At 51.2% G+C, this 26,351-nt stretch carries 21 protein-coding genes, 1 tRNA gene and 2 other RNA genes; 5 read left to right on the top strand and 19 right to left on the bottom strand.

Annotation, left to right across the window (positions count from 1 at the left end):
- Positions 1-73: 73 nt before the first annotated feature.
- A complete protein-coding gene (gene pdeH, locus SK36_RS20655) occupies positions 74-841 on the bottom strand; it encodes a cyclic-guanylate-specific phosphodiesterase (protein ID WP_045448643.1) in 768 nt (255 codons plus the stop codon).
- Between the two features lie 230 nt (positions 842-1,071).
- Between pdeH and SK36_RS20660 the strand changes: the two genes are divergently transcribed.
- Entirely contained in the window at positions 1,072-2,001 is a 930-nt protein-coding gene (locus SK36_RS20660; protein WP_045448645.1) for a 2-dehydro-3-deoxygluconokinase, read from the top strand.
- 54 nt (positions 2,002-2,055) lie between these two features.
- Here SK36_RS20660 and SK36_RS20665 read toward each other — a convergent pair whose 3' ends face one another.
- The 4 genes from SK36_RS20665 to SK36_RS24785 all read right to left on the bottom strand — a co-directional run bounded on the left by SK36_RS20665 (position 2,056) and on the right by SK36_RS24785 (position 7,555).
- A complete protein-coding gene (locus SK36_RS20665) occupies positions 2,056-3,549 on the bottom strand; it encodes a M16 family metallopeptidase (protein WP_045448650.1) in 1,494 nt (497 codons plus the stop codon).
- Positions 3,550-3,770: 221 nt separating this feature from the next.
- Positions 3,771-5,057 carry a C4-dicarboxylate transporter DctC gene (gene dctA, locus SK36_RS20670; protein WP_045448651.1) on the bottom strand — a complete coding sequence of 429 codons (1,287 nt, stop codon included), beginning with the start codon at positions 5,055-5,057 and terminating at the stop codon, positions 3,771-3,773.
- A 157-nt stretch (positions 5,058-5,214) separates the two neighbouring features.
- Positions 5,215-7,221: a biofilm formation regulator HmsP gene (gene hmsP / locus SK36_RS20675; protein WP_071829050.1), complete on the bottom strand. Its 2,007-nt coding sequence runs from the start codon at positions 7,219-7,221 to the stop codon at positions 5,215-5,217.
- 226 nt (positions 7,222-7,447) lie between these two features.
- Positions 7,448-7,555 carry a type I toxin-antitoxin system toxin Ldr family protein gene (locus tag SK36_RS24785; protein WP_048223020.1) on the bottom strand — a complete coding sequence of 36 codons (108 nt, stop codon included), beginning with the start codon at positions 7,553-7,555 and terminating at the stop codon, positions 7,448-7,450.
- A 429-nt stretch (positions 7,556-7,984) separates the two neighbouring features.
- Here SK36_RS24785 and megL point away from each other — a divergent pair, with 429 nt between their 5' ends.
- Both megL and SK36_RS20690 read left to right on the top strand, forming a co-directional pair.
- Positions 7,985-9,181, top strand: a complete 1,197-nt coding sequence (megL, locus tag SK36_RS20685) for a methionine gamma-lyase (protein ID WP_045448656.1) — start codon at positions 7,985-7,987, stop codon at positions 9,179-9,181.
- Between the two features lie 117 nt (positions 9,182-9,298).
- Positions 9,299-10,597 carry an SLC5/6 family protein gene (locus SK36_RS20690; protein ID WP_045448658.1) on the top strand — a complete coding sequence of 433 codons (1,299 nt, stop codon included), beginning with the start codon at positions 9,299-9,301 and terminating at the stop codon, positions 10,595-10,597.
- A gap of 33 nt (positions 10,598-10,630) precedes the next feature.
- On the opposite strand, the gene SK36_RS20695 is transcribed toward SK36_RS20690, so the two are convergent.
- The 13 genes from SK36_RS20695 to SK36_RS20740 form a co-directional block, all read right to left on the bottom strand.
- Positions 10,631-11,833: a sigma-54 interaction domain-containing protein gene (locus tag SK36_RS20695; protein ID WP_045448660.1), complete on the bottom strand. Its 1,203-nt coding sequence runs from the start codon at positions 11,831-11,833 to the stop codon at positions 10,631-10,633.
- Between the two features lie 176 nt (positions 11,834-12,009).
- Entirely contained in the window at positions 12,010-13,014 is a 1,005-nt protein-coding gene (gene dppF, locus SK36_RS20700; RefSeq protein ID WP_045448662.1) for a dipeptide ABC transporter ATP-binding subunit DppF, read from the bottom strand.
- Positions 13,011-13,994 carry a dipeptide ABC transporter ATP-binding protein gene (gene dppD / locus SK36_RS20705; protein WP_045448664.1) on the bottom strand — a complete coding sequence of 328 codons (984 nt, stop codon included), beginning with the start codon at positions 13,992-13,994 and terminating at the stop codon, positions 13,011-13,013. Before dppD ends, dppF begins: the two co-directional genes overlap by 4 nt.
- A 10-nt stretch (positions 13,995-14,004) precedes the next feature.
- Positions 14,005-14,907 carry a dipeptide ABC transporter permease DppC gene (dppC, locus tag SK36_RS20710; protein WP_045448666.1) on the bottom strand — a complete coding sequence of 301 codons (903 nt, stop codon included), beginning with the start codon at positions 14,905-14,907 and terminating at the stop codon, positions 14,005-14,007.
- A 9-nt stretch (positions 14,908-14,916) separates the two neighbouring features.
- Complete coding sequence (dppB, locus tag SK36_RS20715) at positions 14,917-15,936, bottom strand: dipeptide ABC transporter permease DppB (RefSeq protein WP_045448668.1); 1,020 nt, start codon at positions 15,934-15,936, stop codon at positions 14,917-14,919.
- Positions 15,937-16,098: 162 nt separating this feature from the next.
- Entirely contained in the window at positions 16,099-17,706 is a 1,608-nt protein-coding gene (gene dppA / locus SK36_RS20720) for a dipeptide ABC transporter periplasmic-binding protein DppA (protein ID WP_048223024.1), read from the bottom strand.
- On the bottom strand, positions 17,621-17,857 hold the full coding sequence (locus tag SK36_RS24890) for a hypothetical protein (protein ID WP_162604169.1): 237 nt from the start codon (positions 17,855-17,857) through the stop codon (positions 17,621-17,623). The genes dppA and SK36_RS24890 overlap by 86 nt, the downstream gene beginning before the upstream one ends.
- A gap of 420 nt (positions 17,858-18,277) precedes the next feature.
- Positions 18,278-18,410: non-coding RNA, RtT sRNA (locus SK36_RS24105), on the bottom strand.
- Positions 18,411-18,442: 32 nt separating this feature from the next.
- A non-coding RNA gene (locus SK36_RS24110) (RtT sRNA) lies at positions 18,443-18,575 on the bottom strand.
- Positions 18,576-18,607: 32 nt separating this feature from the next.
- A tRNA-Pro gene (locus SK36_RS20725) sits at positions 18,608-18,684 on the bottom strand.
- A gap of 91 nt (positions 18,685-18,775) precedes the next feature.
- A complete protein-coding gene (gene eptB, locus SK36_RS20730; RefSeq protein WP_048223026.1) occupies positions 18,776-20,467 on the bottom strand; it encodes a kdo(2)-lipid A phosphoethanolamine 7''-transferase in 1,692 nt (563 codons plus the stop codon).
- Between the two features lie 212 nt (positions 20,468-20,679).
- The gene (locus tag SK36_RS20735; protein WP_045448674.1) at positions 20,680-21,882 is read right to left on the bottom strand and encodes an L-lactate MFS transporter; all 1,203 of its coding nucleotides are present in this window, start codon (positions 21,880-21,882) and stop codon (positions 20,680-20,682) included.
- Positions 21,883-22,132: 250 nt separating this feature from the next.
- Positions 22,133-22,837 carry an autotransporter outer membrane beta-barrel domain-containing protein gene (locus SK36_RS20740; RefSeq protein ID WP_045448676.1) on the bottom strand — a complete coding sequence of 235 codons (705 nt, stop codon included), beginning with the start codon at positions 22,835-22,837 and terminating at the stop codon, positions 22,133-22,135.
- 159 nt (positions 22,838-22,996) lie between these two features.
- On the opposite strand from SK36_RS20740, the gene tag reads away from it, so the two are divergent.
- Together tag and SK36_RS20750 are read left to right on the top strand one after the other, a co-directional pair.
- Complete coding sequence (gene tag / locus SK36_RS20745; RefSeq protein ID WP_048223029.1) at positions 22,997-23,560, top strand: DNA-3-methyladenine glycosylase I; 564 nt, start codon at positions 22,997-22,999, stop codon at positions 23,558-23,560.
- Entirely contained in the window at positions 23,557-23,997 is a 441-nt protein-coding gene (locus tag SK36_RS20750) for an N-acetyltransferase (RefSeq protein WP_045448678.1), read from the top strand. The genes tag and SK36_RS20750 overlap by 4 nt, the downstream gene beginning before the upstream one ends.
- Here SK36_RS20750 and SK36_RS20755 read toward each other — a convergent pair.
- Entirely contained in the window at positions 23,966-26,299 is a 2,334-nt protein-coding gene (locus SK36_RS20755; RefSeq protein ID WP_048223033.1) for a molybdopterin guanine dinucleotide-containing S/N-oxide reductase, read from the bottom strand. The genes SK36_RS20750 and SK36_RS20755 overlap by 32 nt on opposite strands.
- Between the last annotated feature and the right edge of the window lie 52 nt (positions 26,300-26,351).

A 26,351-nucleotide genomic window follows, 5' to 3' on the forward strand; every position in this document is an offset into this window, starting at 1 on the left:
TACGTCCTCGTTTCCATCCTTGCCTGTCCTAAAGATAGTCCAGCAGGGCAAAAGGAGACACGCTACGACCATATCAAAGCGACAATATCACCTCTTCAAGGGTATCCAGTGGGACCGGACGAGAGAGGAAATAGCCCTGTGCGGCGAAAGCCGGTGAGTTTTGCACATCACGCCACTCTTCCAGCGTTTCTACACCTTCGACGATCACGCCACGGCAATAGCGGTTCATTAACTGTAATAACAGCGTGAACAGGTTCCGACCTTCCGGCGTCTGGCGCAGCATAACAAACAGGTCCCGCGCCACTTTAATGTAGTCATAACTGACTTCGCTGAGGGCCGAAAAATTCGCCATTCCGGTACCAAAATCATCCAGCCAGAGTGGCCCGAACTCGCACATAGAGGCGAAAGACGATCCCTTCGGCAGGCGAATATGCTCCACCAGCTCGAATCGCAGCCAGGGCAAGCATTCGATGATTTTCAGTATTTCAGCCTCCTGGCGCATCGCAATTAACGTCGGTCCATCAACATTCACTGACGCCAGCAGACCGTGGGCCCTGAAAAATTCGCCTTTTAACTGCAACTGGTGAAGCTGCTCTTTCACCACGTCAACCCGGTGTCGAACGGCCACTTCAGCAAAATAACGATCCGGCGCAATACGGTGGGAAGGGTTATCAGGATGGCTCACGACAGTCAGCAGCTCAACGGCCATCAGTCGCCCATTGGTCTGGTAAATCGGCTGATAGGTGTAAGCACGCTCGCACTGCAGCCAATAGCGTCGCTCAAGCAAGCTTTCGATACTCGCATCAGGCGTAATTAGCTGCTGGGTAACCTGCTTTATCATCTGAGGTGTCCTGTAAATAAGAGTGTGACTGACCGGACTCGTCAAAGGTTATCGGCGCTCGGGCGCAGAACTTTACGTTCAGCGCGACGCAAAATAAAAAACTAAGCGGCAAAAATCACACAGAACACGTGCTGGCTCAAAAAATTAATGGAACGATGTTTTAATATAGTTGACCACATACTACCCACAGCGCACACTAACGCTAATTTTTTTCAGAGCAGGTTACGACTATGTCCAGAAAGATTGCCGTGATTGGCGAATGCATGATTGAGCTGTCACAGAAAGGTGCTGATGTTCAGCGCGGATTCGGTGGCGACACGTTGAATACATCCGTTTATATCGCCCGCCAGGTCGATTCTGCGGCACTTTCCGTACACTATGTGACGGCGCTGGGCACTGACAGTTTCAGCCAACAAATGCTGGAATCCTGGCACAGTGAAAACGTCGATACCTCTTTAACGCAGCGTATGGAAAATCGCCTCCCAGGTCTCTATTACATTGAGACAGACAATACCGGTGAGCGCACCTTCTATTACTGGCGTAATGAAGCTGCGGCAAAATTCTGGCTGGAGAGTGAACAGTCTGCCGCCATTTGCGAAGAACTGGCCACATTCGACTACCTGTATCTGAGTGGAATAAGCCTGGCGATATTAAGCCCATCCAGCCGTGAGAAGCTGCTATCGCTGCTCCGCGAATGCCGCGCCAACGGTGGGAAAGTCATATTTGACAACAACTACCGTCCACGTCTGTGGAGCAGTAAAGAAGAGACGCAGCAGGTGTATCAGCAGATGCTGGAATGCACCAATATCGCGTTCCTGACGCTGGATGATGAAGACGCATTGTGGGGCGAAAAACCCGTTACCGAGGTGATTGCCCGCACTCACGCAGCTGGTGTGCAGGAAGTGGTTGTGAAGCGTGGCGCAGACTCTTGCCTGGTTTCCATCGCTGGCGAAGAACTCATTGATGTACCGGCTGTAAAATTACCGAAAGAGAAGGTCATTGATACCACGGCTGCTGGAGACTCCTTCAGCGCAGGATATCTGGCAGTACGCTTAACCGGTGGCGATGCCGCAGAAGCCGCCAAACGCGGCCACCTGACAGCAAGCACTGTTATTCAGCATCGTGGGGCGATTATTCCACGCGACGCAATGCCACAATAGAATGTCACGCTAGTTTTGTTCACCCTCTCCCAACCGGGAGAGGGAAATTCCTGCTTATTGCACCGGCGGAATATCCGTCACTTCAGGATGAGCCTCATCCGTTTCAACAGCAGTCGCCGCGGTTGTCACAGGAGCCATGATTTGATCCCACGTAGCCTGCAAGTCCTTCATATTGAATTCAGGTTCACCTTTCGGCTGGAGCAGAATTAACGCCATCTCTTGCGATAATTGCTGGCGTAGGTTCTGGTTCAACATTTCGACGGTCAGGCCGTTGAGGAAGTTCTGGCGTAAACGCTGGTACTGCTCTGGCGCGATATCCACTACCTGATTTTGCAGCGAACGCAGCCGCTGGCTGATCAAAATATCGGTATCGGTACGACCATAGGTGGCAAACAGTTTCTGCAGCTCCAGATTCTTTTGCGCCACCAGCGCATTGAACTCTTCTTCCGGTAGACCTTTATCACGCACTTTCGCCAGTTCACGCGCGACCATGCCAAGATTCGCGTTCAGTTTATCGTTCGGAGACTCAACGTTAATGGCGCACTGCGCGCGCAGGAACAGAACCCGACAGTCAAAACCAAGGCCGATATCTTTAGCGTTGTTTTTGGTTAGCGTTTGCTGAATATGCCAGAACAGCGCCTCACGGGCTAAATCAGCACGCCAGTAGCGCAACAGCGCGGAGGATTCGCGGATAGGCTGCCACGGTGTATCCCACATGATGGAAAGGCGATCCTGACGCACTGCATCGGTCATAATGCTAACCGCTTCGGCACGCAGTGGAGAGAGCGTAGGTACTGGTGCCGGCGTTTCGCGTTTTCCTTTTAACTCACCAAAGGTTTTATTGATTTGCTCAGCCACGCTGCGCGCATCAACATTACCGACGATAATCAGCGTCATGGCATCCGGGGTATACCATTTCTGATAGAACGACTGAATTTTCGCCGCATCAATTGGTGTTTTCAGCGGATCGGCGGGATCATGTCCCAACAGCGTCGATCCCTTCAAACGATAACGCCACCACCCTTCTTTGGTATCCATAGGCCAGGTCGCAACCATATCTTCGCTATTCAGCGCATGATTGACCGTTTCAGGCGTGATGGTCAGCTTGCCGGAAATGTTCGCCAGATAAGATAACGACTCTTTCAGCAGGTCATTGCGGCTGTTAGGCAAACTGAGGTTATACAGTGTGGAATCATAGGAAACGATAACGGGCGGCATGGGACGTTTTGGATCGAACCCCTGCTGCCACAATGAACGGGCTTGCGCGGCATCCAGACCACCGCTTTGCGTCAGCGCAATGCGAGGGATCGCATGGCTGAAACCACTCTGTTGCGTACTTTCGGTGAGTGAACCGGTATTAACCAGCAGGCGAACCTCTATGCGGTCGCTGGGACGCTGGGGCGTGGCGAGAACTTGCCACTGTAAGCCATTTGCCAGCGTGCCCTGTTGCCACGCCGGGTCAGGCTGGAGCGCATCTGCCTGCACATAGCCGGCAGAGGCCATCATCAGCAAGCCGCCCGCTAAAAGTCGAATTTTTGTGCCCTGCATGTGAACCCCTGATCAACAATCCTGGTAATAAAAAGACAGTCCTGAAAGGACTCTCTGAATATGACGTTAAAAACACTTCGTGTTAGACCGCGAGAACATAAAAATGTCACGGAAGAAGTGAAAAAATCCCAAAGCCATCGTATTGATGAATTCGGGCACAGGGGTCAATTATGCGCAGGAGCCCGTAGCCCTACAAGGGACTACGGGCATAAGTGACGAGATTAAGAGGATAATTCGTGCGTTTTGCCATCCGGCGCACGATTATTCAGCACATCATCCAGCTTTTTGTGGTCCAGTTCTTTCACCCATTTAGCAACGACAACCGTTGCCACACCGTTACCAACCAGGTTGGTCAGCGCACGGGCTTCAGACATGAATCGGTCAATACCAAGAATCAACGCCAGACCGGCAACCGGCAAATGACCCACGGCGGAGATAGTCGCAGCCAGAACAATAAAGCCGCTTCCGGTAACACCCGCAGCCCCTTTCGAGGAGAGCAGCAGCACCACCAGCAGAGTTATCTGATGGAAGATATCCATATGACTGTTCGTTGCCTGCGCGATAAATACCGCCGCCATCGTCAGATAGATCGACGTACCATCAAGGTTAAACGAGTAGCCTGTAGGGATAACCAGTCCGACCACCGACTTCCGACAGCCCAGCTTTTCCATCTTATCGAGCATACGCGGCAGCGCCGACTCGGAAGAAGATGTGCCCAGAACGATCAACAGTTCTTCACGGATATAGCGGATGAACTTGAAGATGCTAAAGCCGGTTGCACGGGCAATCGATCCCAGCACCACCACCACAAACAGAATACAGGTGATGTAGAAGCAGATAATCAGCTGACCCAACTGTACCAGCGTTCCGACGCCATATTTACCGATGGTAAAGGCCATGGCACCGAAAGCACCGATTGGCGCCAGGCGCATGATCATGTTGATGATGCCGAAAATGACCTGCGAGAAGCTTTCAATTACGTTGAAAATCATCTGGCCTTTGCTGCCCAGACGATGCAGAGCAAAACCAAACATTACCGCAAACAGCAATACCTGCAGGATGTTGCCACTGGCGAACGCCCCAATGACGCTACCCGGGATAATATCCATCAGGAAGCCCACAATCCCCTGGTCTTTTGCCTGTTCAGCGTAAATCGCTACTGCTTTAGCATCCAGCGTCGCCGGATCGACGTTCATCCCGGCACCAGGTTGCACCACGTTGACGATGATAAGACCGATGATCAGTGCAATTGTACTGACCACTTCAAAATAAAGCAGTGCAACCGCACCGGTGCGGCCTACTGCTTTCATACTTTCCATACCTGCAATGCCGGTGACGACAGTACAGAAGATGACAGGTGCGATGACCATCTTAATAAGCTTAACGAACGCGTCGCCAAGCGGTTTCATTTGGGCGCCTAATTCAGGGTAGTAATGGCCAAGGAGAATACCAATGGCAATTGCTGTCAGGACCTGAAAGTAAAGGCTTTTGAAGATAGAGGTTTTCATAGGGTGTCCTTAAAGTAAAAACCACAGGTCTTGTAAGGTTTTATTTAACCTGCGGCCTTAAAGTAACACCCACACAACATCACAGAAATGTACAAAGATCATAATTGATACAAAAATGTTAAAAAATTTGAGCTGGCTCGCACAAGCGCTACCTTTTTTAACTTTTGTAATCAGGCCATTCCTTCGTTAAATAACGTTCTTCGAAGATATCTGCCGGAACCGGACGGGCAAACAGGAATCCCTGGGCCACTTCCACTCCCGCCTGCGATAACCACTCTCGCTGCGCTTCGGTTTCGACACCTTCGGCGATCATCTGCAAATCGAGGCTGTGGGCCAACTGAATAATTGCAGTGATCATGCTGCTGTCTTCCGGTAATCCTTCAACAAACATCTTATCGATTTTGAGCACATCTACCGGCAGCGACTTCATGTGTTGCAGCTGTCGAAGCCCCGCATAGCCCATGCCAAAGTCATCCAACGCGATACGTACACCCGCATTACGCAGTGGCCGCAAAATAGCCACAGCGGCGTTCGGATCATCGATATGTCGGCTTTCGGTCACTTCCAGAATCAATGTGCCTGGCTTAATACGATAGCGGTTTAGCAGTTCCAGCAGGTCAGACACCATACTCGGGTGCATCAGTTGCAACGCCGAAAGATTCACCGACAGCGGCAACATCAGGCCACGCTCCTGCCAGGCGGAAAGCTGGCGACAGGACTCTTCAAGTATCCAGTAGCCGACCGTTATCATCAGACCGCAGGATTCAATCCTGTCGATTAACCCTTCCGGCAGCTCCCAGCTTCCGTCCGGTTGTTGGATCCGCAATAACGCTTCTGCACTCAACATCTTACCGCTGGATATCTCTACCTGTGGCTGTATCCAAAGCGCAAACTGCTGATTATCCAGTGCGGTAAGAATGTCATTCTCTTCCGTTAAACGCTGCTGTGCTTCTTCCATTTGCTGCGGGTCAAAGAACTGAATTTGGTTTTTACCTCTGCGACGCGAGGTTAATGCTGCCGAGAGTGCGCGACTGTATAGCTGTTCAGCACTCAAGTCACCGTAATACATCGCCACTCCAATGTTGCAGTTTGGACGTAGCTGAATGCTTTGAATAGGCAGCCGCTCATTCATGATAGTGAGTACTTGCTGACCTAATGTAATCGCATGCCAGGGTTCCTTCACACCGTGTGCAATAATGGCAAAGTCATAGCCACTCACCTGGGTCAGCACCATTCTGGGCGCCAGCACCGATTTCAGTTTCTCGACCAGCGTTAGCAACAGGATCTCCCGCTGGGTTTCGGTCAATACACCCGCGGTATCACGCAGGGTCTCACAGGTGACAATCATTAGCGCCGTGGTTTGCTGGCGGGTAACGACCTGCTCCAGTAGCCCCATCAGAAAGGTCTTGTTGGGTAGATCAGAAACTGGGAACCGCATCGAATGGTCGTTTTGTTCTTCAGTGTAGCGCTGCACCATCTGCTGATTCAGGTTATAGCTGCGCACCAGCATGCCAATCTCATCATCCTGATGCAGGCGTGGTAACGCCAGTTGGTAGCCAATCAGCTGCTGTTGAGGAATATCGTTCAACTCGCGAGCAATTTTGCGTAACGGATGCACAATCAAACGGTTAATGCACCAGGAGATTGCCACCGTCAATATTAAGGACAAAAGTAAGTAAATGGTCACTAACGTTGAGAGCGTGCTCATAACGAATTTGTACATGCGATACGAATCCGCCTGCAGAACCAGATACGCCAGAGGCTGCGGGTTGGCGGAGCGCTCAAGAGAATAGACCGGCAATGAAATCTGTACCGGCAGTTCAAACAGGCGAGTCACCATCACCGGGACAGGGCGTTCGGGAATAAAGCTCATCCGTAATGCCTGAAACTGATTAGGCAGGACAACATCAGCGCGGCTGACCACGCCCGCGGGCTGAATTCGGCTTAAAATCGTTTCCGCTTCGGGGATATCCGCTTTCAGAATAGAGGCCGACAGAGGTTCACGGACGGAGCGAGCGATGCTTTCAAGTTGCGTAGCCGTGTTGTAGCGATTCTGCTGTACCAGATGAAACAGCAAAACGGTGCAAAAAATAAAAACAAACACCATGACAACGGCCGCAACCATCGCCATCTGCTTAATTGTTAACGAGCGACTGACACGCAAACTGACTCTCCACGGATAGACGAAACTGCCGTCAGAGTATACCCGATCGTAGCCGTATTAAGAGAGGCGCTATCTGAAAACTTCCCCGCACGCATTATCGCAGCAGGTTAGCCACATAGCGATGGAACTTACCTGCAATAAAGACGAAAAAGGCCGCAAGGTTTATCCCTGCGGCCTGGTCCGGGCGCATATTTCCATTACAGCAGGCTGACGCCCATAAGCCCTGTCACTTTCTGTTACGCAGCCAGTTCACAATCAGACTGGCAGTAATGCCAGCGATGACCGAAGCAACCAGATCGTGCCAGAAGGGAATGCCTAACTGCGCGAGCGTCATATAACCGCCTGTGTTGCAATGGCAACTTTTCGCGGCTATTCTTGAATTGTCTGGATTCAAGTTAGCCCCCGTTATGTTGCCGGTTTATACCAAACAACGTGCGGGGGTTTTCTCGTTCCAGCAACCTATGCCGCCAGGGATCAAGCCCCCGCAACATTGCGCCTCACCGGACGAGTCCGGCTTGCCGCGGATTCTACGTCAACAATTACGGCCTATCACCCCACCATAACTCAGTCTGCGTGAAGCTTCGCAATCAGACTTGTACGCGCACATCCTTCATGGCTGGAAAGTTTTTTGCCAGATGGCAACTTTCCTGACAACTTACTAAACAGCGATTTATCTAATGTATTGATATCCATAGGTTCATTTTATGGCACAGCGATTGCTATTTGAGTGTGAGCTGTTCTGTTCCGAATTAAAGGAGATATCATGTCTGACTGTCGTACTTACGGATTCAATACTCAGATCGTTCACGCGGGGCAACAACCCGATCCTTCCACTGGCGCGCTTAGTACGCCTATTTTCCAGACTTCAACGTTTGTTTTTGACAGCGCCGAACAAGGTGCCGCCCGCTTTGCGCTCGAGGAGTCCGGGTACATTTATACCCGTTTGGGTAACCCCACCACCGACGCGCTGGAGAAAAAGTTGGCGGTACTGGAAAAAGGCGACGCCGCATTGGCAACCGCATCCGGTATCTCAGCCATCACAACGTCACTGCTGACCCTGTGCCAGCAGGGCGATCATATCGTTTCCGCCAGTGCAATTTACGGCTGTACTCATGCTTTTCTGTCCCACAGCATGCCGAAGTTCGGTATTAACGTGAGCTTCGTTGACGCCGCAAAACCCGATGAAATCCGTGCTGCCATGCGCCCGGAAACTAAAGTGGTATATATCGAAACGCCAGCCAACCCAACGCTCTCACTGGTCGATATTGAAACGGTGGCTGGCATAGCCCATCAACAAGGTGCATTGCTGGTCGTGGATAACACCTTTATGTCGCCATACTGTCAGCAGCCTCTGCAGTTAGGTGCCGACATCGTGGTGCACAGTGTGACCAAATATATCAACGGTCACGGAGACGTGATTGGCGGCATCATTGTTGGCAAGCAGGATTTTATCGACCAGGCACGATTCGTCGGGCTGAAGGATATCACCGGCGGCTGTATGAGCCCCTTCAACGCCTGGCTGACGCTGCGTGGTGTTAAAACGCTGGGCATTCGTATGGAACGCCACTGTGAAAACGCGTTAAAAATTGCTCGCTTCCTGGAAGGTCATCCGTCTATTACCCGAGTTTATTATCCTGGCCTGCCTTCACACCCGCAGTATGAGCTGGGTAAACGCCAGATGAGTCTGCCGGGAGGAATTATCAGCTTCGAAATCGCCGGAGGCCTGGAGGCTGGCAGACGGATGATCAATTCTGTAGAATTGTGCCTCCTCGCGGTCAGTCTCGGTGATACCGAAACCCTCATTCAGCACCCAGCGTCTATGACACATTCGCCCGTTGCGCCAGAGGAACGGCTTAAAGCAGGTATTACCGACGGACTTATCCGTCTTTCTGTAGGTCTTGAAGATCCAGAAGATATTATTAACGACCTTGAACACGCCATCAGAAAGGCAACATTCTGACCATTACGACCTGAACCGACGCCGCTCGGTTCAGGTCGTTGAGAATCAAGGCACAACAGCCAGGTTATACGCACAATCCTTTTTCAGGGAGAGTGGGTATTTTGGGCAGGGGGTTCTATGCAGGACAACACATTACAATTAAGCAACAATACAGCAACCGCCGTACCATTCTCACAAAAAATACCGTTCACGAAATACGATTTTGGCTGGGTGCTACTCTGCATCGGCATGGCAATTGGTGCCGGAACGGTACTGATGCCAGTACAAATTGGCCTGACAGGTATTTGGGTATTTATTGTCGCATTTATTATTGCCTACCCAGCAACCTATATTGTGCAGGATATTTATTTAAAAACATTATCAGAAAGCGAAACCTGCAATGACTACACCGATATTATTAGTCATTACCTGGGAAAAAACTGGGGAGTGTTTCTCGGTGTTATTTATTTCCTGATGATTATCCATGGTATATTTATATATTCATTATCCGTTGTTTTTGACAGCGCTTCATATATAAAAACCTTCGGGCTGACTGATGCCGATCTTTCACAATCGATCATCTATAAAGTAGCTATTTTTGCTGTACTGGTTGCTATTGCCTCCGGTGGGGAGAAGCTGCTATTCAAGATCTCCGGTCCAATGGTAGTGGTGAAAGTGGGTATCATCGTTGTGTTTGGTTTTGCGATGGTTCCACACTGGAATTTTAGCAATATCAGTGCGTTCCCAGAGGCGTCAGTGTTCTTTCGTGACGTACTGCTGACCATCCCATTCTGCTTCTTTTCGGCGGTGTTTATTCAGGTGCTGAACCCAATGAACATCGCCTACCGCAAACGGGTGTCTGACAGAATACTGGCTACACGCATGGCCATTCGCACCCATCGAATCAGTTACATTACGCTGATTGCGGTGATCCTGTTCTTCTCGTTTTCATTTACCTTTTCCATTAGCCATGAAGAAGCTGTATCGGCCTTCGAGCAGAATATTTCTGCGTTGGCACTGGCGGCTCAGGTTATTCCAGGACAAATCATCCATATTACCTCAACGGTATTAAATATCTTTGCCGTGTTGACTGCATTCTTCGGTATTTATCTGGGGTTCCATGAAGCGATTAAGGGCATTATTCTTAACGTACTGGGGCGCGTAATCGACGTTGAGAAAATTAACCCGCTGGTTTTAACTCTGGGTATTTGCGCGTTTATCGTAACAACACTGGTTATTTGGGTGTCATTCCGCGTGTCGGTGTTGGTATTCTTCCAGATGGGCAGCCCACTTTACGGTATCGTTTCGTGCATTATTCCGTTTTTCCTGATCTATAAAGTGACGCAACTGGAAAAACTACGCGGGCTGAAAACCTGGCTTATCCTGCTGTACGGAATTTTGCTGTGTCTGTCGCCGCTATTGAAACTGATTGAATAGTCCGCATTGTGCGCCGTCAAATCCTGGCGGCGCTTAACTCACACTCTCCAGTTGATAGCTGCGGATTTTATTCAGTACCGTGGTATGAGATACCCCCAACGCTTTGGCAATATGCCGCGACGAGACATTTTCTTCAACCATCTGCTCGATTAGCTGACGCTCAGCGTACTGAACTTGCTCTTTAAAAGGGCGCTCGGCATGGACCTGCTTAGCCGATGGCATATTTGTCATCCCCAAATCCTCTCTGGTAATAACATCGGATTCCGCCATCAGCATCAGACGAATAATAGTGTTTTCCAGCTCGCGAACGTTTCCCGGCCAGGCGTGATGATGCAATGCCTCAAAACAGGCTTTATCCAGAATCAGACGTCGCTGGAATTCCTTTGCGTATTTCTGCACAAAATGGCGAATAAGTTGGCTGATATCCTGCGGGCGCTCCCGTAAAGGAGGAATGGTGAGGGAAAGCACGTTAATACGATAATAAAGATCGGCCCGTAGCAGGCGTTGTTCGACCATTTCCTCCAGATTTGCGTTAGTTGCCACAATAATGCGCACATTTACTGGAATAATTTGTGCCCCACCAACGCGACGTATCCCGCCATCCTGAAGAACACGCAGCAATTTAGCCTGTAAACTCAACGGCATTTCACCAAATTCATCCAGAAACAGGGTGCCTTTATCAGCCATTTCAAACAGCCCCTTTTTACCTTTGCAGTCAGCACCGCTGAAGGCCCCTCTTTCATAGCCGAAGAATTCACTTTCCATCAGCGCCTCTGGTAACGCTGAGCAGTTAACGGGAATAAACGGGTAAAAGCGCCGATGCCCGGAATTATGGATAGCCCGGGCCAGCAGCTCTTTTCCGGTACCGGTTTCACCCCGGATTAAAACGGTATATTTGCTATCCGCGATTCTGATCGCCTTTTCAATCAGCAACTGCATGCTCTGGCTGCTGCAAATAATGTCTGAAAAATAACGCGGGCGAGTCAGATCCGGTGACGATAGCCCTGCAATCTCTTCAGAAAGCCAGGCAACGTTAATAATATCAGTACGCTGGTTTAAACGAGATTCAACGCCAGAAATATCCTGCAGTTGACGACACCACGACTTAATCAGGATCCTGCCCGTCGTCACTTTCATTGAAATGATATTAATGTCACAGAAAGAGAACTCCTTAAGAACGTCCTCAACCATAGACAGGCGGTCAATTGTTTTAATATCCCAGCGTATCGTAACCACATTTGCTCCAAATAGTTAGCAACTGCGAAGTAGATATTTCTGTGATGCTTACAGTACTGAACACATTCTAGCCGACACGGCAGAATGTTCTGCCAATGACCTCACACTGTGGGGATAAAAACAAAGATATAAAAAACCGGAGCACAAGGCTCCGGTTATCAGGTCATAACCCACGTTTATTGCTGTGGGTTCTCATCCTGGTCGACGGCAAAGCATGCCACCAACTGACCACCATAGTCTTTAAGCTGGGGTTGTAGCTGAGTACAAGGACCAAAACGACGGCGGCAACGGGCATTAAACGCGCAGCCCGGCGGTGGGTTCAATGGGCTTGGCAGTTCGCCGGTCAGCTTAATACGCTCCCGGCGGTCATCCGGGTTCAGCCGTGGCGTCGCGGAGAGCAAAGCCTGCGTATAAGGATGACGCGGATTATTGAAGATTTGATCCTTGGTTCCTTTCTCCACACAGCGGCCGAGGTACATCACCATGACTTCATCGGCAATATGTTCCACTACCGACAAATCGTGGGAGATAAAGACATAGGACAGCCCCAGATCCTGCTGCAGATCCATCATCAGATTCAGTACCTGTGCGCGTACGGATACGTCGAGCGCGGAAACAGGTTCATCGGCAATCACCACGTCCGGATCAAGCATCAGACCACGGGCAATCGCGATGCGCTGACGTTGACCGCCGGAGAACATATGCGGGTAGCGGTCATAGTGCTCAGTTTTGAGACCCACTTTCGCCATCATCGCCAGCGCTTTTTCACGACGCTGTTCTTTGCTGAGCGAGGTGTTGATCAGCAACGGCTCCTCCAGAATCTGCCCCACTTTTTTACGCGGATTCAGAGAACCATACGGGTTCTGGAACACAATCTGGATTTTCTGTCGACGCAGTTTTTGCGCCTGCGGGTCGTGTTTAAGCAGATCCTGTCCCTGGTAATACAGCTCACCGCCGGTTGGAACTTCAATCATCGTCAGCAGGCGACCGAGCGTCGATTTCCCACAGCCTGACTCTCCGACCACTGCCAGCGTTTTACCGCGTTCAAGGGTGAAAGACACACCGTCCAGCGCTTTCACCAGGCGCTCCGGAGCGAACATGCCCTTCTTCACCGGGTAATGTTTTTTCAGGTCAATTGCCTGCAACAATGGTTGTTGCGAGGTGGCATCATGCGTACTCATAGCCCAGGCCTCCCGGCATCATCGAGTGGGTAATGGCATTTCGACTGGCGACCGTCGCCCAATATGTTCAGCTCCGGTTCAACGCTACGGCACTTATCCGTTGCATACGGGCAGCGCGGGTTCAGCAGACAGCCGTTCGGACGATCGTATTTACCCGGAACCACGCCCGACAGCGATGCCAGACGCGCTTTATCCTGGGCAAACTCCGGTAGCGCACGCAACAATGCCTGAGTGTACGGATGCCGAGGAGCGCGGAAAATATCGTGCGCAGCCCCGGTTTCCACCACCTGGCCCGCATACATCACAATGATTTTGTGCGCCGACTCAGCCACCAGCGCCAGATCGTGAGTAATCAACACCAGCGCCATATTTTCTTTCTGCTGTAGCTCCAGCAGCAACTCAATGATTTGCGCCTGGATGGTCACATCCAGCGCCGTTGTCGGTTCATCGGCAATCAGCAACTTCGGACGGCAGGCAATCGCCATCGCGATCATCACACGCTGGCTCATACCACCGGAAAGCTGGTGCGGATAAACATCCAGACGCGAGGCGGGATCGGGGATGCCCACCAGCGTCAGCAGGTCAATCGCCCGCTGAATGCGGGTTTTCTTGTTACCACCCTGATGAACCTTTATGGCTTCCATAATCTGGTAGCCAACGGTATAGCACGGGTTCAGGCTGGTCATCGGATCCTGGAAGATCATCGCCACTTCTGCGCCCACCAACTGACGGCGCTCTTTCTCAGAGATACGCTTCAGGTCGCGACCGTTAAACTCCAGCGCCTCAGCCATTACGCGGCCAGGGTAGTCAATCAGCCCCATAATCGCCAGCGAGCTGACGGATTTACCCGAGCCGGATTCCCCCACAATGCCAACCACTTCACCCTGGTTTACACTGTAGCTAATGCGGTCTACAGCGCGGAACTCGGAACCCACATCGCCGAAATGCACTGATAATTTATCTACATTTAATAACGCCATCTCGAACCTCTTACTGCTTCAGTTTGGGATCGAGCGCGTCACGCAGACCGTCACCCATCAGGTTAAATGCCAGCACCGTCAGCAGGATCGCCAGACCCGGGAAGGTCACGACCCACCATGCACTTTGCGCGAACTGCAACACGTCGGAGAGCATGGTGCCCCACTCCGGCGTCGGCGGTTGCGCACCCATGCCAAGGAAGCCAAGCGCGGCCATATCGAGAATGGCGTTAGAGAAGCCGAGCGACGCCTGAACAATCAGCGGCGCAAGACAGTTAGGAAGAATATTAACGAACATCTGGCGCATCGCTCCGGCCCCCGCCACACGGGAAGCGGTAACATAGTCGCGGTTGACTTCCACCAGTACGGCGGCGCGCGTCAGACGCACATAGTGTGGCAATGCCACAAACGTCAGCGCCAGCGCGGCGTTACCGATAGACGGACCAAATACCGCTACCAGCACCAACGCCAGTAACAGGCTCGGCAGCGCCAGCATGATATCCACTACGCGCATGATGATGTTATCAACAATACCGCCGAAGTAGCCCGCAACCAGCCCCAGGACCACTCCCATCATCAAGGAGAGTACTACCACCAGACAGCCGACCAGCAGCGACAGACGAGCACCGTACATCAGGCGAGACAACACATCGCGCCCTACGTCATCCGTACCAAACAAATGCGCCATCGTACCGCCTTCCTGCCATGCAGGCGGAGCCAGCAGCGTATCGCGGAACTGATCAGCCGGGTTGTACGGCGCGAGGACGTTTGCAAAGACCGCAATCAGGATCATCACAACAACGTATACCAACCCAACAACCGCACCTTTGTTGCGTTTGAAATAGTGCCAGAACTCCTGCAACGGGGTCATGGGCACCGGTGCAGTAATAACTTTATTTTCAGTAACCTGTGACATGATGGCCCCTTACTTCTTATGCCGAATACGCGGGTTCACCACGCCGTACAGCAGGTCTACCAGCAGGTTGACGAGAATAATCATCGTCGCCACCAGCAATACGCCGCCCTGCACAACCGGATAATCGCGGCGTTGCAACGCATCAATCAGCCAGCGCCCCAGACCCGGCCACGAAAATATGGTTTCGGTCAGGATTGCCCCTGCCAGCAGCGTACCGACCTGCAGGCCGATAACGGTCACGACGGGCAGCATGGCATTGCGCAGCGCATGAATGATGATTACACGCATCCGCGTCAAACCTTTGGCGCGAGCAGTGCGAATATAATCTTCACCCAACACCTCCAGCATTGACGAACGGGTCATACGCACTATCACCGCCAGCGGAATTGTCCCCAGCACCATCGCAGGCAGGATCATATGCACCACGGCATCAATGAAGTTGCCCTCTTCACCCCAGATGGCGGTGTCGATCAGCATGAAACCGGTGAGTGGATTGGAATCATCAAGGAACACCATGTCGCTTACCCGCCCGGAAACAGGCGTCAGATTCCACTGCACGGAGACCAGCATGATCAGCATCATGCCCCACCAGAAGATAGGCATGGAATAACCGGTCAGAGCCAGGCCAACTGCGGTATGGTCGAAAATGGAACCACGCTTAACAGCAGCGAGTACACCGACTGGAATTCCCACTGCGGTAGCAAAAATCATGGCGCAGACGCCTAACTCCAGCGTCGCTTTAAAGCGAGGCACAAACTCTTCCCACACCGGTAAACGGCTTTTCAGTGAGATACCCAAATCGCCATGCATCACCCCCCAAATATAATGGAGGTATTGTTGCCACATCGGCTTATCCAGACCGAGTTCAGCTAAGAGTTGAGCATGGCGCTCAGGGGAGATACCACGTTCACCTGCCATGATCATCACCGGATCACCGGGGATCATATGGACGAAGGCAAAGGTGAGAAGAGTGATACCGATAAACGTGGGGATGACGAGTCCCAAACGTCGGAGAATGAACTGCAACATAACCCGGATTCTCTCTAATGACGTGCAGCCTGGTGACAGCACGTCTGTATTGCTCACAAATCTTATCTCCCCCTCAAGCGAGAAGGAGATAAAGCATTACTGCCAGATCGCGTTACGCGGGTCCGACTTAACGGTACGTAACGCGGCCTGGCTTGCTTTTAATTATTCGACAGAGACATTTTCGAAGTGGTGTTTGCCTAATGGATCAACCACATAGCCTTTGACTTCTTTACGCACCGGCTCATATACGGTGGAGTGAGCGATAATCAGTGCCGGAGCCTGGTCATGCATCACCACCTGAGCCTGTTTGTAGAGTTCAATACGCTTATTGTGATCGTCGGTCGCACGCGCCGGCTGAATCAAATCTTCAAACGGCTTGTAGCACCAGCGAGAGTAGTTGGAACCATCTTTCGCTGCTGCACAGCTGAACAGCGTAGCGAAGAAGTTATCCGGATCCCCGTTGTCGCCGGTCCAGCCCATCATAACGGCCTGGTGCTCACCAGATTTGGCGCGCTTGAGGTACTCGCCCCACTCGTAGGTGACAATCTTGGCCTGAACGCCAATTTTCGCCCAGTCAGCCTGGATCATCTCAGCCATACGGCGTGCGTTCGGGTTGTACGGACGCTGTACCGGCATTGCCCACAGCTCAACAGTGAAGCCTTTGTCCTGACCCGCTTCTTTCAGCAGCGCTTTGGCTTTCTCTGGATCGTAGCTGTAGTCTTTAACGTCATCGTTGTAGCCCCACATAGTTGGTGGGATCAGGTTTTTCGCAGCAACACCTGCACCCTGATAAACGGCTTTGATGATTGCTTCTTTGTTCACCGCGTAGGTCAGCGCCTGACGGACTTTCACGTCATCAAACGGTTTTTTCTCGGTGTTGAAAGAGAGATAGCCAACGTTCAGACCCGCCTGCTCCATCAGATTGATGTTTTTATCCTGCTTCATACGTGCGATATCAGCCGGATTCGGGTATGGCATTACCTGGCACTCATTCTTCTGCAGTTTGGCATAACGCACAGAAGCGTCAGGCGTAATGGAGAAGACCAGACGGTCGATCTGTGGTTTGGTGCCCCAGTAGCCTTCGAATGCTTTATACAGAATACGGGAGTCTTTCTGGTACTGCTGCAGCTGGAACGGACCGGTACCGATTGGGTTCAGATCCACTTTCTCCGGGGAGCCCGCTTTCAGCATGTTGTCAGCATATTCTTTGGAAAGAATAGAGGCGAAGTCCATAGCCAGGTCCGCAAGGAACGGCGCTTCAGGACGCGTCAGCACGAACTGAACGGTTTTATCGTCAACTTTCTTCACTTCGCTTATCAGGTCTGGCAGGCCCATTCCTTCGAAGTATTCATAGCTGCCGCCAGACACTTTATGGTACGGGTTGTGAGCATTTTTCTGACGATCGAAAGAGAACACCACGTCATCGGCGTTAAAATCACGCGTTGGTTTAAATTCTTTATTGTCCTGCCACTTCACACCCTGACGCAGGTGGAAGGTATATGTTTTACCGTCTTCGCTGATTTCCCACTTCTCAGCAAGGCCCGGAATAACTTCAGTCGTACCAGTTTTGAATTCAACCAGGCGGTTATAAATCGGCACTGAGCTGGCGTCATAAGTGGTACCAGAGGTGAAAAGCTGTGGGTTAAAGCCTTCAGGAGATCCTTCTGAACAATAAACCAGAGTTTTAGCCTGTACGCTTGCTGCGACGGTCATAGCCACCAGGCTCAGACCAAGCTTCAGCATCCCTGACTTCTTCAAGGAAATACTCATTCTTCTGCTCCAAATGTGATGTTTGTTGTTTTACCCTTTGCAGTGGGTTTGCACCGCCTGGCCTTTTTTGTTTTTTACCCGGCCGGGTCGGCGTTAAGAGGATAGGGATTCCGTTCACATAAGCGACTGAGTTGCAGTGCGGATTCTCCATGAAATGCCCCTCATGCCCTACAATCTGTCAACAGAATGTGAAAACGTCAATACAGGTAACCGTGATTTACACCAAGGGTGAGAATTCGCAAACAAAGATTAAAAAAAGTGCAGACTGATATTTTCAGCAGGGAAATTTGTGCTACGCGTACTATGCCAGAATAAATATCTTCATATTTAGCAACATTTGGTGATTAACATTTATGCAGATTATGAAAAATTTCTAAATTAATGCTGCATATCTGAGCGATTAATACCATGAACGTTAAAACGCACAGCGGAAAATGCTAGGTTCAGCCATAAGTAACGCAAAAAAAGATTCAAGCTAATATAAAAAAAGACAATGGAATATGTCACAGAATCGTTAACTGTCAGTGGGAAGTGGTGCACAATTTTTGCAGATGAAATGAAGGTAAGTTTTTAGTCGGTGATAGAGGACTACTCGCCACTTCGTGCCTCGCCCTGCAGGCCGTTGCTGTTGCAACGTTCTCTCGCGCTGCTCGAGTCGAACCTCTTACCCCCGGAGGTTCTCATCCTCACGGCTACAAATGCAAAAAACCCTGCTCGTTGAGCAGGGTTTTAAATTTGGTCGGTGATAGAGGACTACTCGCCACTTCGTGGCTCGCCCTGCGGGCCGTTGCTGTTGCAACGTTCTCTCGCGCTGCTCGAGTCGAACCTCTTGCCCCCGGAGGTTCTCATCCTCACGGCTACAAATGCAAAAAACCCTGCTCGTTGAGCAGGGTTTTAAATTTGGTCGGTGATAGAGGATTCGAACCTCCGACCCCTTCGTCCCGAACGAAGTGCGCTACCAGGCTGCGCCAATCACCGAATGCGGGGCGCATCTTACTGCGCAGGTGCGCGCCCGTCAATCCCTACGTCACAAAATGGCATTCGATCGGCGAGAAAGTCAGCAGCCCCGTTACTGAGCCGTAGCCTTCTGTTCGTCCGGGATACGACACCAGTTATTGTTCTCGTTAATACCACCATTTGGCGAGGTATAACCAAGGCAACCTAAAATGGTGTCATACAGTTCCACATGGCGACGCGGCACCTTCATATCGGCCTCTTGCTTCAGGTGGGCAAACGCCTTCGCATGCTCGGGATCTTCCAGATACTTGTCAGACATCCACACCAGCATGGGAACGCGGAACTGCTCTGGCGGAGCCATTTTACGCGGCGTACCGTGCAAATGCTCACGCTCGTTAATCGACTCACCGTGGTCCGCGGCGTAGAACACTATCGCTTTCTTATCTCGCAACTGGTCATACACTTTGGTAATAAAGTGATCAACATAGGTCACCGAGTTATCAAACGAGTTGATCATCTGCGCCTTCGAGCAGCCGCTATCAACATCGACACACTCTGGCTTCCATTGGGCATAATCGCGGGTGTAGCGCTGCGTGTAGTTAAAGTGCGATCCTTTGGTATGCAGAATAATCAGATGCTTGCCATTATCATCCTGCTTTAAGGATTGCTGCATCTCATCAATCAGCAGCATATCGTCAACCGTTTTGCCACGGTTCCGTGGTTCAGCGCCAATCTGCTCACGATAGGCGATGTTTTCCGCCATCGTATTGCTGTAGAACCACATCTCACTTTGCATCGCGTAAAGATCGGTACTAAACCCTAACTGACTGAGAACGGAAAAGATGTTTTGTTCTTTCAGAGTACGCTGCGGGTTATCGTCTGCCCCACCCTCACGTACGAACATACAGCGCAGTGAAAGCTTGGTTGCGGTATCACACGAATAGCCACGGAATGCCGCGAGGTTTTTTTCCTGAGCCAGTCTTGGGGTGGTATTTCGCTCGTAACCAAAAATACCCATGTGATCCCAGCGCGTCGTTTCACCGATAATAAAGACGACATAGGTATCATCGATATTCTTTGGTGCAACGTAGGTAAACTTCTTCGCCGGATTCATCAACGATTTGTTATCTGAAGACTCATCAACCTGTGCCCAGGCATACAATCCAAGCGCGGAAAGCCAGTTTGAAGGCAGATAGGAGTTCGCCACTACGCCGCCGTAGCTGGGTAAATCAATTCCCGTTTCGCGTTCAACCGTTTTCTGCTGCATACCAAGCAGACGAATCGGCGCCCACACCATCAGGCCAGCCAGCACGACCACGGCCACGCTACGCCACCTTTGTCCTGGCGTACGAACCTGTTTTAACAGGGTGTAACGACAGCGATTACTCCAGATCAGGAGCAAAGGAAAAACGCTGACAGAAACCAGCCAGGCGATGAAATGCCAGCCCACAACTTCCTTCGATAAATCAATATCTGTGGTTATTACCGAGGCAATAATGCCGTAACCAATCACCACATTCAGGAAGGTCATGTAATAGCTTGCACCTGCGGAGCAAAGCACTACAAAGGTGGCCATTACACGCCAGACGCGTCGACCAAATAAAGAGAGAACACGAAGTAAAAAGAAGGTCGCCAGCACCGCGCCAGCTAATTCAACGACCGCAGAGATTCCTTTCCAGGCGGTAAATTCCTGCGCAAAGCTGCCGAATCGGCGATAAAAAACTGCGCAGTTCATAAACAGACCGATATAGAGCGCAAGCAAGAAGCTAAGCTTTTGCTGCGTCATCGACTTAATATATCTCATGCAAAAAAACCCTGGAAATCGGGATAAAAACACCCTGTGCAACAGTCAATCAGACCAGACAGGTGAAAGATGCGACAACAGCAGAGATGAAATGTCTACAAGCGCGGGTAAGTAGACCACAGGAGGGAGCAAAAGTGCTTATGGAGAATGCAAACAGCGCACATATTTTTGTAAATATATGCGCCGTGTATTAATCAGACGACTAAATAAGATTAGGCGTGCGCCTCGGTAAATACGCTTCGCTGTGGCTGACGAATGGTGGTAGACAGTGCCAGTGAGATGATAAGCAGCGCGAAGATAACACAGAAGGTCACATAGAAGCCGCCAAACAGCGAGGCGATGATTGAACCGCAAATGCTGCCGATCCCAAAGCCAAGGTAGATAACACCATAGTTTTTCGCCAGATTATTCAGGCCGAAGAACTCACTTACCAGTGACGGGAACACGGTAATGGTGCCACCAAAGTTAAACGCCACACAGGCAATCGCTGCAAAAAAGGTCGTGCTATTAAGCGGAGCGAAAAGCAGTGCCGCCATACCGACCAGAGAAACAACCTGACCAATGGTGATAACACGAATACGGGAAATTTTGTCAGACAGAATACCCAGCACCAGACGACCTGACAGGTTAGCGATAGAAATCACCGTTACCGCATTGGCCGCCGTCGCCACATCCATATGCGCCAGGCTTTGTGCGATATCTTTCGCCACACCAATCACATACAGACCACTCATACACGCTGTCAGGAACATCACTGCCAACATCCAGTACTGTGGTTTACGCATGGACTGTGCCAGGGTGTAGTCGTTCTCAACAACGCCATTTACTGACTTCACTTCCTGATTTGGTGCATCTTTCATCAGCGTGGAACCAAAGACAATCATCACCAACGCAATTGCACCCCAGATGATGAACGTTTTTTCCAGTCCAACGGTGGCCAGCAAATGGGTGTCGATAAATTTAAACCCGAGGCTGCCCAGACCATAAGAGCCGATAGCAAAGGCGGAAATCAGCCCTTTACGCTCAGGGAACCATTTTACGCAGTTAGAAAGCGTTAACAGATATCCAGCGCCGTCCGCCAGGCCGACCAATACCCCTGCGCTCAGCCACAACATAATCAGGCTGTCTGAGTGTGCCGTTAAGAAAAAGCCCACGCCCAGCAGGATACCGGATGCCATGGTGACGCGTTTCACGCCAAAACGTTCCTGAAGTTTACCGGCGACAGAAGAAGAAATCGCCAGGCCCAGGCTCAGCAAGCCAAAGGAAAATGCGACCTGGCTGACAGGCGCATCCAGCTTCGAGGAGAGCGCGCCATTAAACAGGCTCCAGGTATAAACAGAACCTAAGGCAAATTGGGTAATGATAGTGCCGATAAGTGTCAGCCAGCGGGTACGCTGATAATCAGAAGTTTTCATGGCAGTCTTCCTGCATAAACAAAAGGGAAATTCTCTGCTGACAACCATAACGAAGTGCAGTTTATGCAGGGAGAAAAAGGCATGAGATGCCATCAGGACGGAATGAAATGCCTGGATTGCGGAATGAATGACTAGACAAAAAGTCGGGGGACTGAGTTTTCTCGCATGAGTTAGTACACACTATCGCTGGAAGGCGTGCGATTATTGATCTAAATATGTAAAAAAGTTGTTTTAGTTACGCATCATCTCGTTAAAATTTGGCACTCACCCCCATGGTGTACATATAGTCACTATTATTTGTACTTTTTTCCGCCTGAGAGAGCGCTGCATAAGCAGCCATGTGCGGGTTGAGCAGCATATCTGCCCCCACGGTGACATCCAGCCAGTTACCGTCCTGGCTCGCTGCCGTCATACGGCTGAGGCCAGACTGCGCCTTCCAGATATTCTCGCCAAACTGCTGGTTATAGCTGATTTGCGCCCACGGTCTAACATCGCCAAACTGCGAATCTACCCGCCAGCCAACTGTACTCACGCTGGCATGCCACAGCGGATCGATTTGTGTCACAGAGGTCGCGCTGTCCCCAAACTCGTTATAGGTAGAGGTTGTTGAACCGTCATAATGCAGGGCAGCAACCGGACCAGTAGTTACCTGCCTGGCCAGGGGAAAATTCCAGCCCATGCTCATACCGCTGGTTGCATCCAGAGTCTTTTGGTCCGCCATATTCATCACCGGTCCTGCTACGTTCTGAGTGGAGCGAATGCGCTCTTCCAGTACGTCGTTATAACGCGGTTGGTGATCGCTGTCCCATGTATAACGTTCAGCCGTATGACCTGACATAGCATCAACGATATATTCTTGTTGCCAGCCATATGCGGTATTGGTGGACAATGCACATACTACGACGCTCACCAGAAAGCTTAACCTCTGGCGACCACTACTGTTTCTTATAATCATCAACGCGACTCCAGAAAAGAGCCGAATTCGGCGATATTATTGTCATTGTGTGAAGGATATCGGGCACATCAGGCCCTGTATTAAATATTGTCTTTTTAGCTGGCGCGTCAAGGCGGGCCGAATGAATTTTTTACGCCAGTAAAAACAGCGAGGAAGAATATGCAGCGTTGCGGCTGGGTCAGTCAGGATCCACTTTACATTGCCTATCACGACAAGGAATGGGGCGTCCCCGAAAACGATAGCAAAAAGCTGTTCGAGATGATCTGTCTGGAGGGACAGCAGGCTGGATTGTCGTGGATCACCGTATTGAAGAAGCGGGAAAACTATCGCCACGCTTTTCACCACTTCGAGCCAGCAACCGTTGCAGCAATGACCGAAGATGACGTAGAAAGGCTGGTACTGGATGCCGGCATTATTCGCCATCGCGGAAAAATTCAGGCCATTATTGGCAACGCGCGTGCATACCTGGCGATGGAGAAAAACGGTGAACCCTTTAACGAGTTCGTCTGGTCATTCGTCAATAATCAACCGCAGGTGACGCGCGCCGCCAGTCTGAGCGAAATTCCCACCTCCACCCCTGAGTCTGACGCACTCTCTAAGGCATTAAAAAAACGCGGGTTCAAGTTTGTTGGCACCACTATTTGTTATTCCTTTATGCAGGCCTGCGGCCTGGTTAACGACCATGTCACCGGTTGTATTTGTTACCCGGGAGGATCTACATGATTCGCGAATCAAAGGCTGACGATCTTGCACCGATTCTGGCGCTATGGATGGAAAGCACTATTTATGCCCACCCCTTTATCGATGAACGCTACTGGCGCGAAAGTGAGTCCGTTGTACGCGATGTCTATTTGCCAGCCGCACAAACCTGGGTATGGGAGGAAAACGGTGTGCTAAAAGGCTTCGCCAGCGTGATTGAAGAACGCTTTTTGGGCGCACTGTTTGTTGAGCCTGCCGCCATCAGAAGTGGGATCGGTAAAGCGCTGGTGCAGTATGTGCAACAGCGCTTTTCATTACTCAGCCTGGAGGTCTACCAGAAGAATCAATCTGCGGTGAATTTCTACCATGCGCTGGGTTTTCGAATAGAAGACAGCGCATGGCAGGAAGAGACTCACCATCCAACATGGATTATGAGCTGGCAGGCGGATCAAACGCCGTAAGCGCAAGCGCAGGCCCGCTGTACTTTTCGAGCCACGCCACCGCGGTATTACCCGCGCAGCCGTTCCCCAGCTTTGAGCTGGGGAGATCTTTGGTCAGTACATTCACCGCACCATTTTTACAGATCCCCCCGGCAGACAGATCTAAATCAGGCCAGGCACCTTCGTGAATACAAATGACTCCAGCTTTAATGCCTTCCGTCACCACCGCACCGGCCAGAATATGGCCGCGATGATTCCACACTCTGACCGTATCGCCATCCACGATGCCACGCGCTTGCGCATCCTGTGGGTGAATTGTCACTGGCTCCCGATCTGCTACCGCATACTTCTCACGTAGCGCACTGTAATTCAGCTGGCTGTGCAAACGGTGTGCCGGATGGGCTGAAAGCACCTGCAACTGGTCGGGTTCAGCATTCCCGAACCATTCATCCGGCTCCAGCCACATAGGGTGTCCCAAACAATCTGCATAGCCGTAACCCGCAATCTTCTGCGAGTAAATTTCGATCTTTCCGCTCTCCGTTTTCAATGGATACTTATGCGGGTCTCGGCGAAAATCGGCAAAACGGATAAACTGCGCATTGGCTGATTCTTCCGGCATTTCGATGAGTGTATTTCCCTGCCAGAATTCGGTGAATGGTGGCAACGTCACCTGCTGGCTGGCACCGCGTTGCCCGGCAATGTTGTAAAAAGTCTCCAGCCACTCCAGCTCGCTTTTGCCTTCCGTAAACCGTTCGTAACCGCCTTGCTCCCAGCGCTCGCTCAGTTCGGCAAAAACATCAAAATCATTGCGTGCTTCATCACGCGGCGCAACAACCTGTTTCATCGGCACCAGATGCTGATTGCTGTAATCCCCGGTCATGGTTAAATCGTTGCGCTCAAAAGAGGTCGTTGCGGGTAATACAATATCGGCGTGCCTGGCTGCCGCAGTCCAGAAACACTCCGAGATAACCACCAGCTCTGGCTTTTGCCAGGCACGGATCAGGCGATTCGTGTCCTGGTGATGGGTGAAGTTTGCTCCGCCCGCCCACCAGAGAAAACGGATGTCGGGAAAATGTCTGTCCATACCGTTGTGCTGATAGAAACCTCCGGGGTTCTCCAGCGCTTCGACAATACGCGCCACCGGAATTTTATCCACCGCATCAGTGCCGCCTTTTACGTTCCCCTGCATCGAGGCCAGGACAGCAGCGCGACGTGTCGGATTACCGCCATTAGCAAAATGGTACGAGAGGCCAAACCCTCCGCCAGGAGTGCCAATTTGGCCGAGCATGGCGGCAAGTGTGACAATCATCCAGTGCTTTTGCTCACCATACTGCTGGCGTTGCATACCCCATCCAGCCATCAACATAGTGGTATTTTGGTGAAATATTTCGGCAAGTTCGCGTATTTTCACCGCCTGAATTCCACAAATATCCGCTGCCCACTCTGCTGTTTTGGCCATATCATCGGTTTTTCCCAGTAGATAATCAGCAAACCGTTCATAACCGGTAGTACAGCGAGCCAGGAAGGCCTCGTCATGCCAGCCGTTCTCCACCAGCGTATGCGCAATCCCCAGCATCAGCGCAACGTCGGTCCCCATATGTGGGGCTATCCATTCCATCTTGTCACCGAAGAAATCGACGCTTTCCGATCGCATTGGATCAATGCAGATCAACCGCTTGCCGCTGTTTCGCAATGCCTCAAAGTACGTCAGCCCTTGTTCGTCAGAGGCATTCCAGGCAATCTTCAGAGTGTTGAGCGGATTAGCGCTCCATAACACCACCACATCGCTGTGTTCCAGCACCACCGGCCAGCTGGTCTGCTGCTGGTAAACTTCGTTTCCACCCACCACATACGGCATGATGGCCTGTGCAGCCCCGGTAGAGTAATCCCCCAGATGCCCGGTATACCCCCCTGCCAGCGCCATGTAACGCTGCAACAAAGTTGATGCTTTGTGTAACACACCATTTGAACGCCAGCCATACGAGCCGGCAAAAATCGAAGCAGGTCCGTAGCTCTCACGGATGCGTTTATGCTGCGTATGAATAAGATTCAGCGCGTCATCCCAGCTTACGCGGACAAACTCATCCTGCCCACGCACGCCCAGCGGAGCCTCTGGCGAGGCGAGAAACCCTTTACGTACCATAGGAAAACGCACCCGCGTTTTGCTGTGTACCTGATCGCATACAACGGTTTGCAAAGAGTTGGGGTGGGATGTGGGCAGTGCGCCACGGGAGGAGAACACGGTATCGCCATCTGTCTCCACGAGAATGGGTCCCCAGTGTGCGGCGGTTAATACCGAGTAACGTGCGGGTGAATTAGCCAAGATGGCACTCCTGAATGCGATGTGACGGGGATATTTATTATGCCGTTCAATG

Source organism: Citrobacter sp. MGH106 (genome assembly GCF_001037495.1).
Taxonomy (GTDB): domain Bacteria; phylum Pseudomonadota; class Gammaproteobacteria; order Enterobacterales; family Enterobacteriaceae; genus Citrobacter; species Citrobacter murliniae.

Coding starts and splice junctions, on each gene's coding strand:
- pdeH (WP_045448643.1), bottom strand. CDS start 841: ATGATAAAGCAGGTTACCCAGCAGCTAATTACGCCTGATGCGAGTATC.
- SK36_RS20660 (WP_045448645.1), top strand. CDS start 1,072: ATGTCCAGAAAGATTGCCGTGATTGGCGAATGCATGATTGAGCTGTCA.
- SK36_RS20665 (WP_045448650.1), bottom strand. CDS start 3,549: ATGCAGGGCACAAAAATTCGACTTTTAGCGGGCGGCTTGCTGATGATG.
- dctA (WP_045448651.1), bottom strand. CDS start 5,057: ATGAAAACCTCTATCTTCAAAAGCCTTTACTTTCAGGTCCTGACAGCA.
- SK36_RS24785 (WP_048223020.1), bottom strand. CDS start 7,555: ATGACGCTCGCGCAGTTAGGCATTCCCTTCTGGCACGATCTGGTTGCT.
- megL (WP_045448656.1), top strand. CDS start 7,985: ATGTCTGACTGTCGTACTTACGGATTCAATACTCAGATCGTTCACGCG.
- SK36_RS20690 (WP_045448658.1), top strand. CDS start 9,299: ATGCAGGACAACACATTACAATTAAGCAACAATACAGCAACCGCCGTA.
- dppF (WP_045448662.1), bottom strand. CDS start 13,014: ATGAGTACGCATGATGCCACCTCGCAACAACCATTGTTGCAGGCAATT.
- dppD (WP_045448664.1), bottom strand. CDS start 13,994: ATGGCGTTATTAAATGTAGATAAATTATCAGTGCATTTCGGCGATGTG.
- dppC (WP_045448666.1), bottom strand. CDS start 14,907: ATGTCACAGGTTACTGAAAATAAAGTTATTACTGCACCGGTGCCCATG.
- dppB (WP_045448668.1), bottom strand. CDS start 15,936: ATGTTGCAGTTCATTCTCCGACGTTTGGGACTCGTCATCCCCACGTTT.
- dppA (WP_048223024.1), bottom strand. CDS start 17,706: ATGAGTATTTCCTTGAAGAAGTCAGGGATGCTGAAGCTTGGTCTGAGC.
- SK36_RS24890 (WP_162604169.1), bottom strand. CDS start 17,857: ATGGAGAATCCGCACTGCAACTCAGTCGCTTATGTGAACGGAATCCCT.
- eptB (WP_048223026.1), bottom strand. CDS start 20,467: ATGAGATATATTAAGTCGATGACGCAGCAAAAGCTTAGCTTCTTGCTT.
- SK36_RS20735 (WP_045448674.1), bottom strand. CDS start 21,882: ATGAAAACTTCTGATTATCAGCGTACCCGCTGGCTGACACTTATCGGC.
- SK36_RS20740 (WP_045448676.1), bottom strand. CDS start 22,837: ATGATTATAAGAAACAGTAGTGGTCGCCAGAGGTTAAGCTTTCTGGTG.
- tag (WP_048223029.1), top strand. CDS start 22,997: ATGCAGCGTTGCGGCTGGGTCAGTCAGGATCCACTTTACATTGCCTAT.
- SK36_RS20750 (WP_045448678.1), top strand. CDS start 23,557: ATGATTCGCGAATCAAAGGCTGACGATCTTGCACCGATTCTGGCGCTA.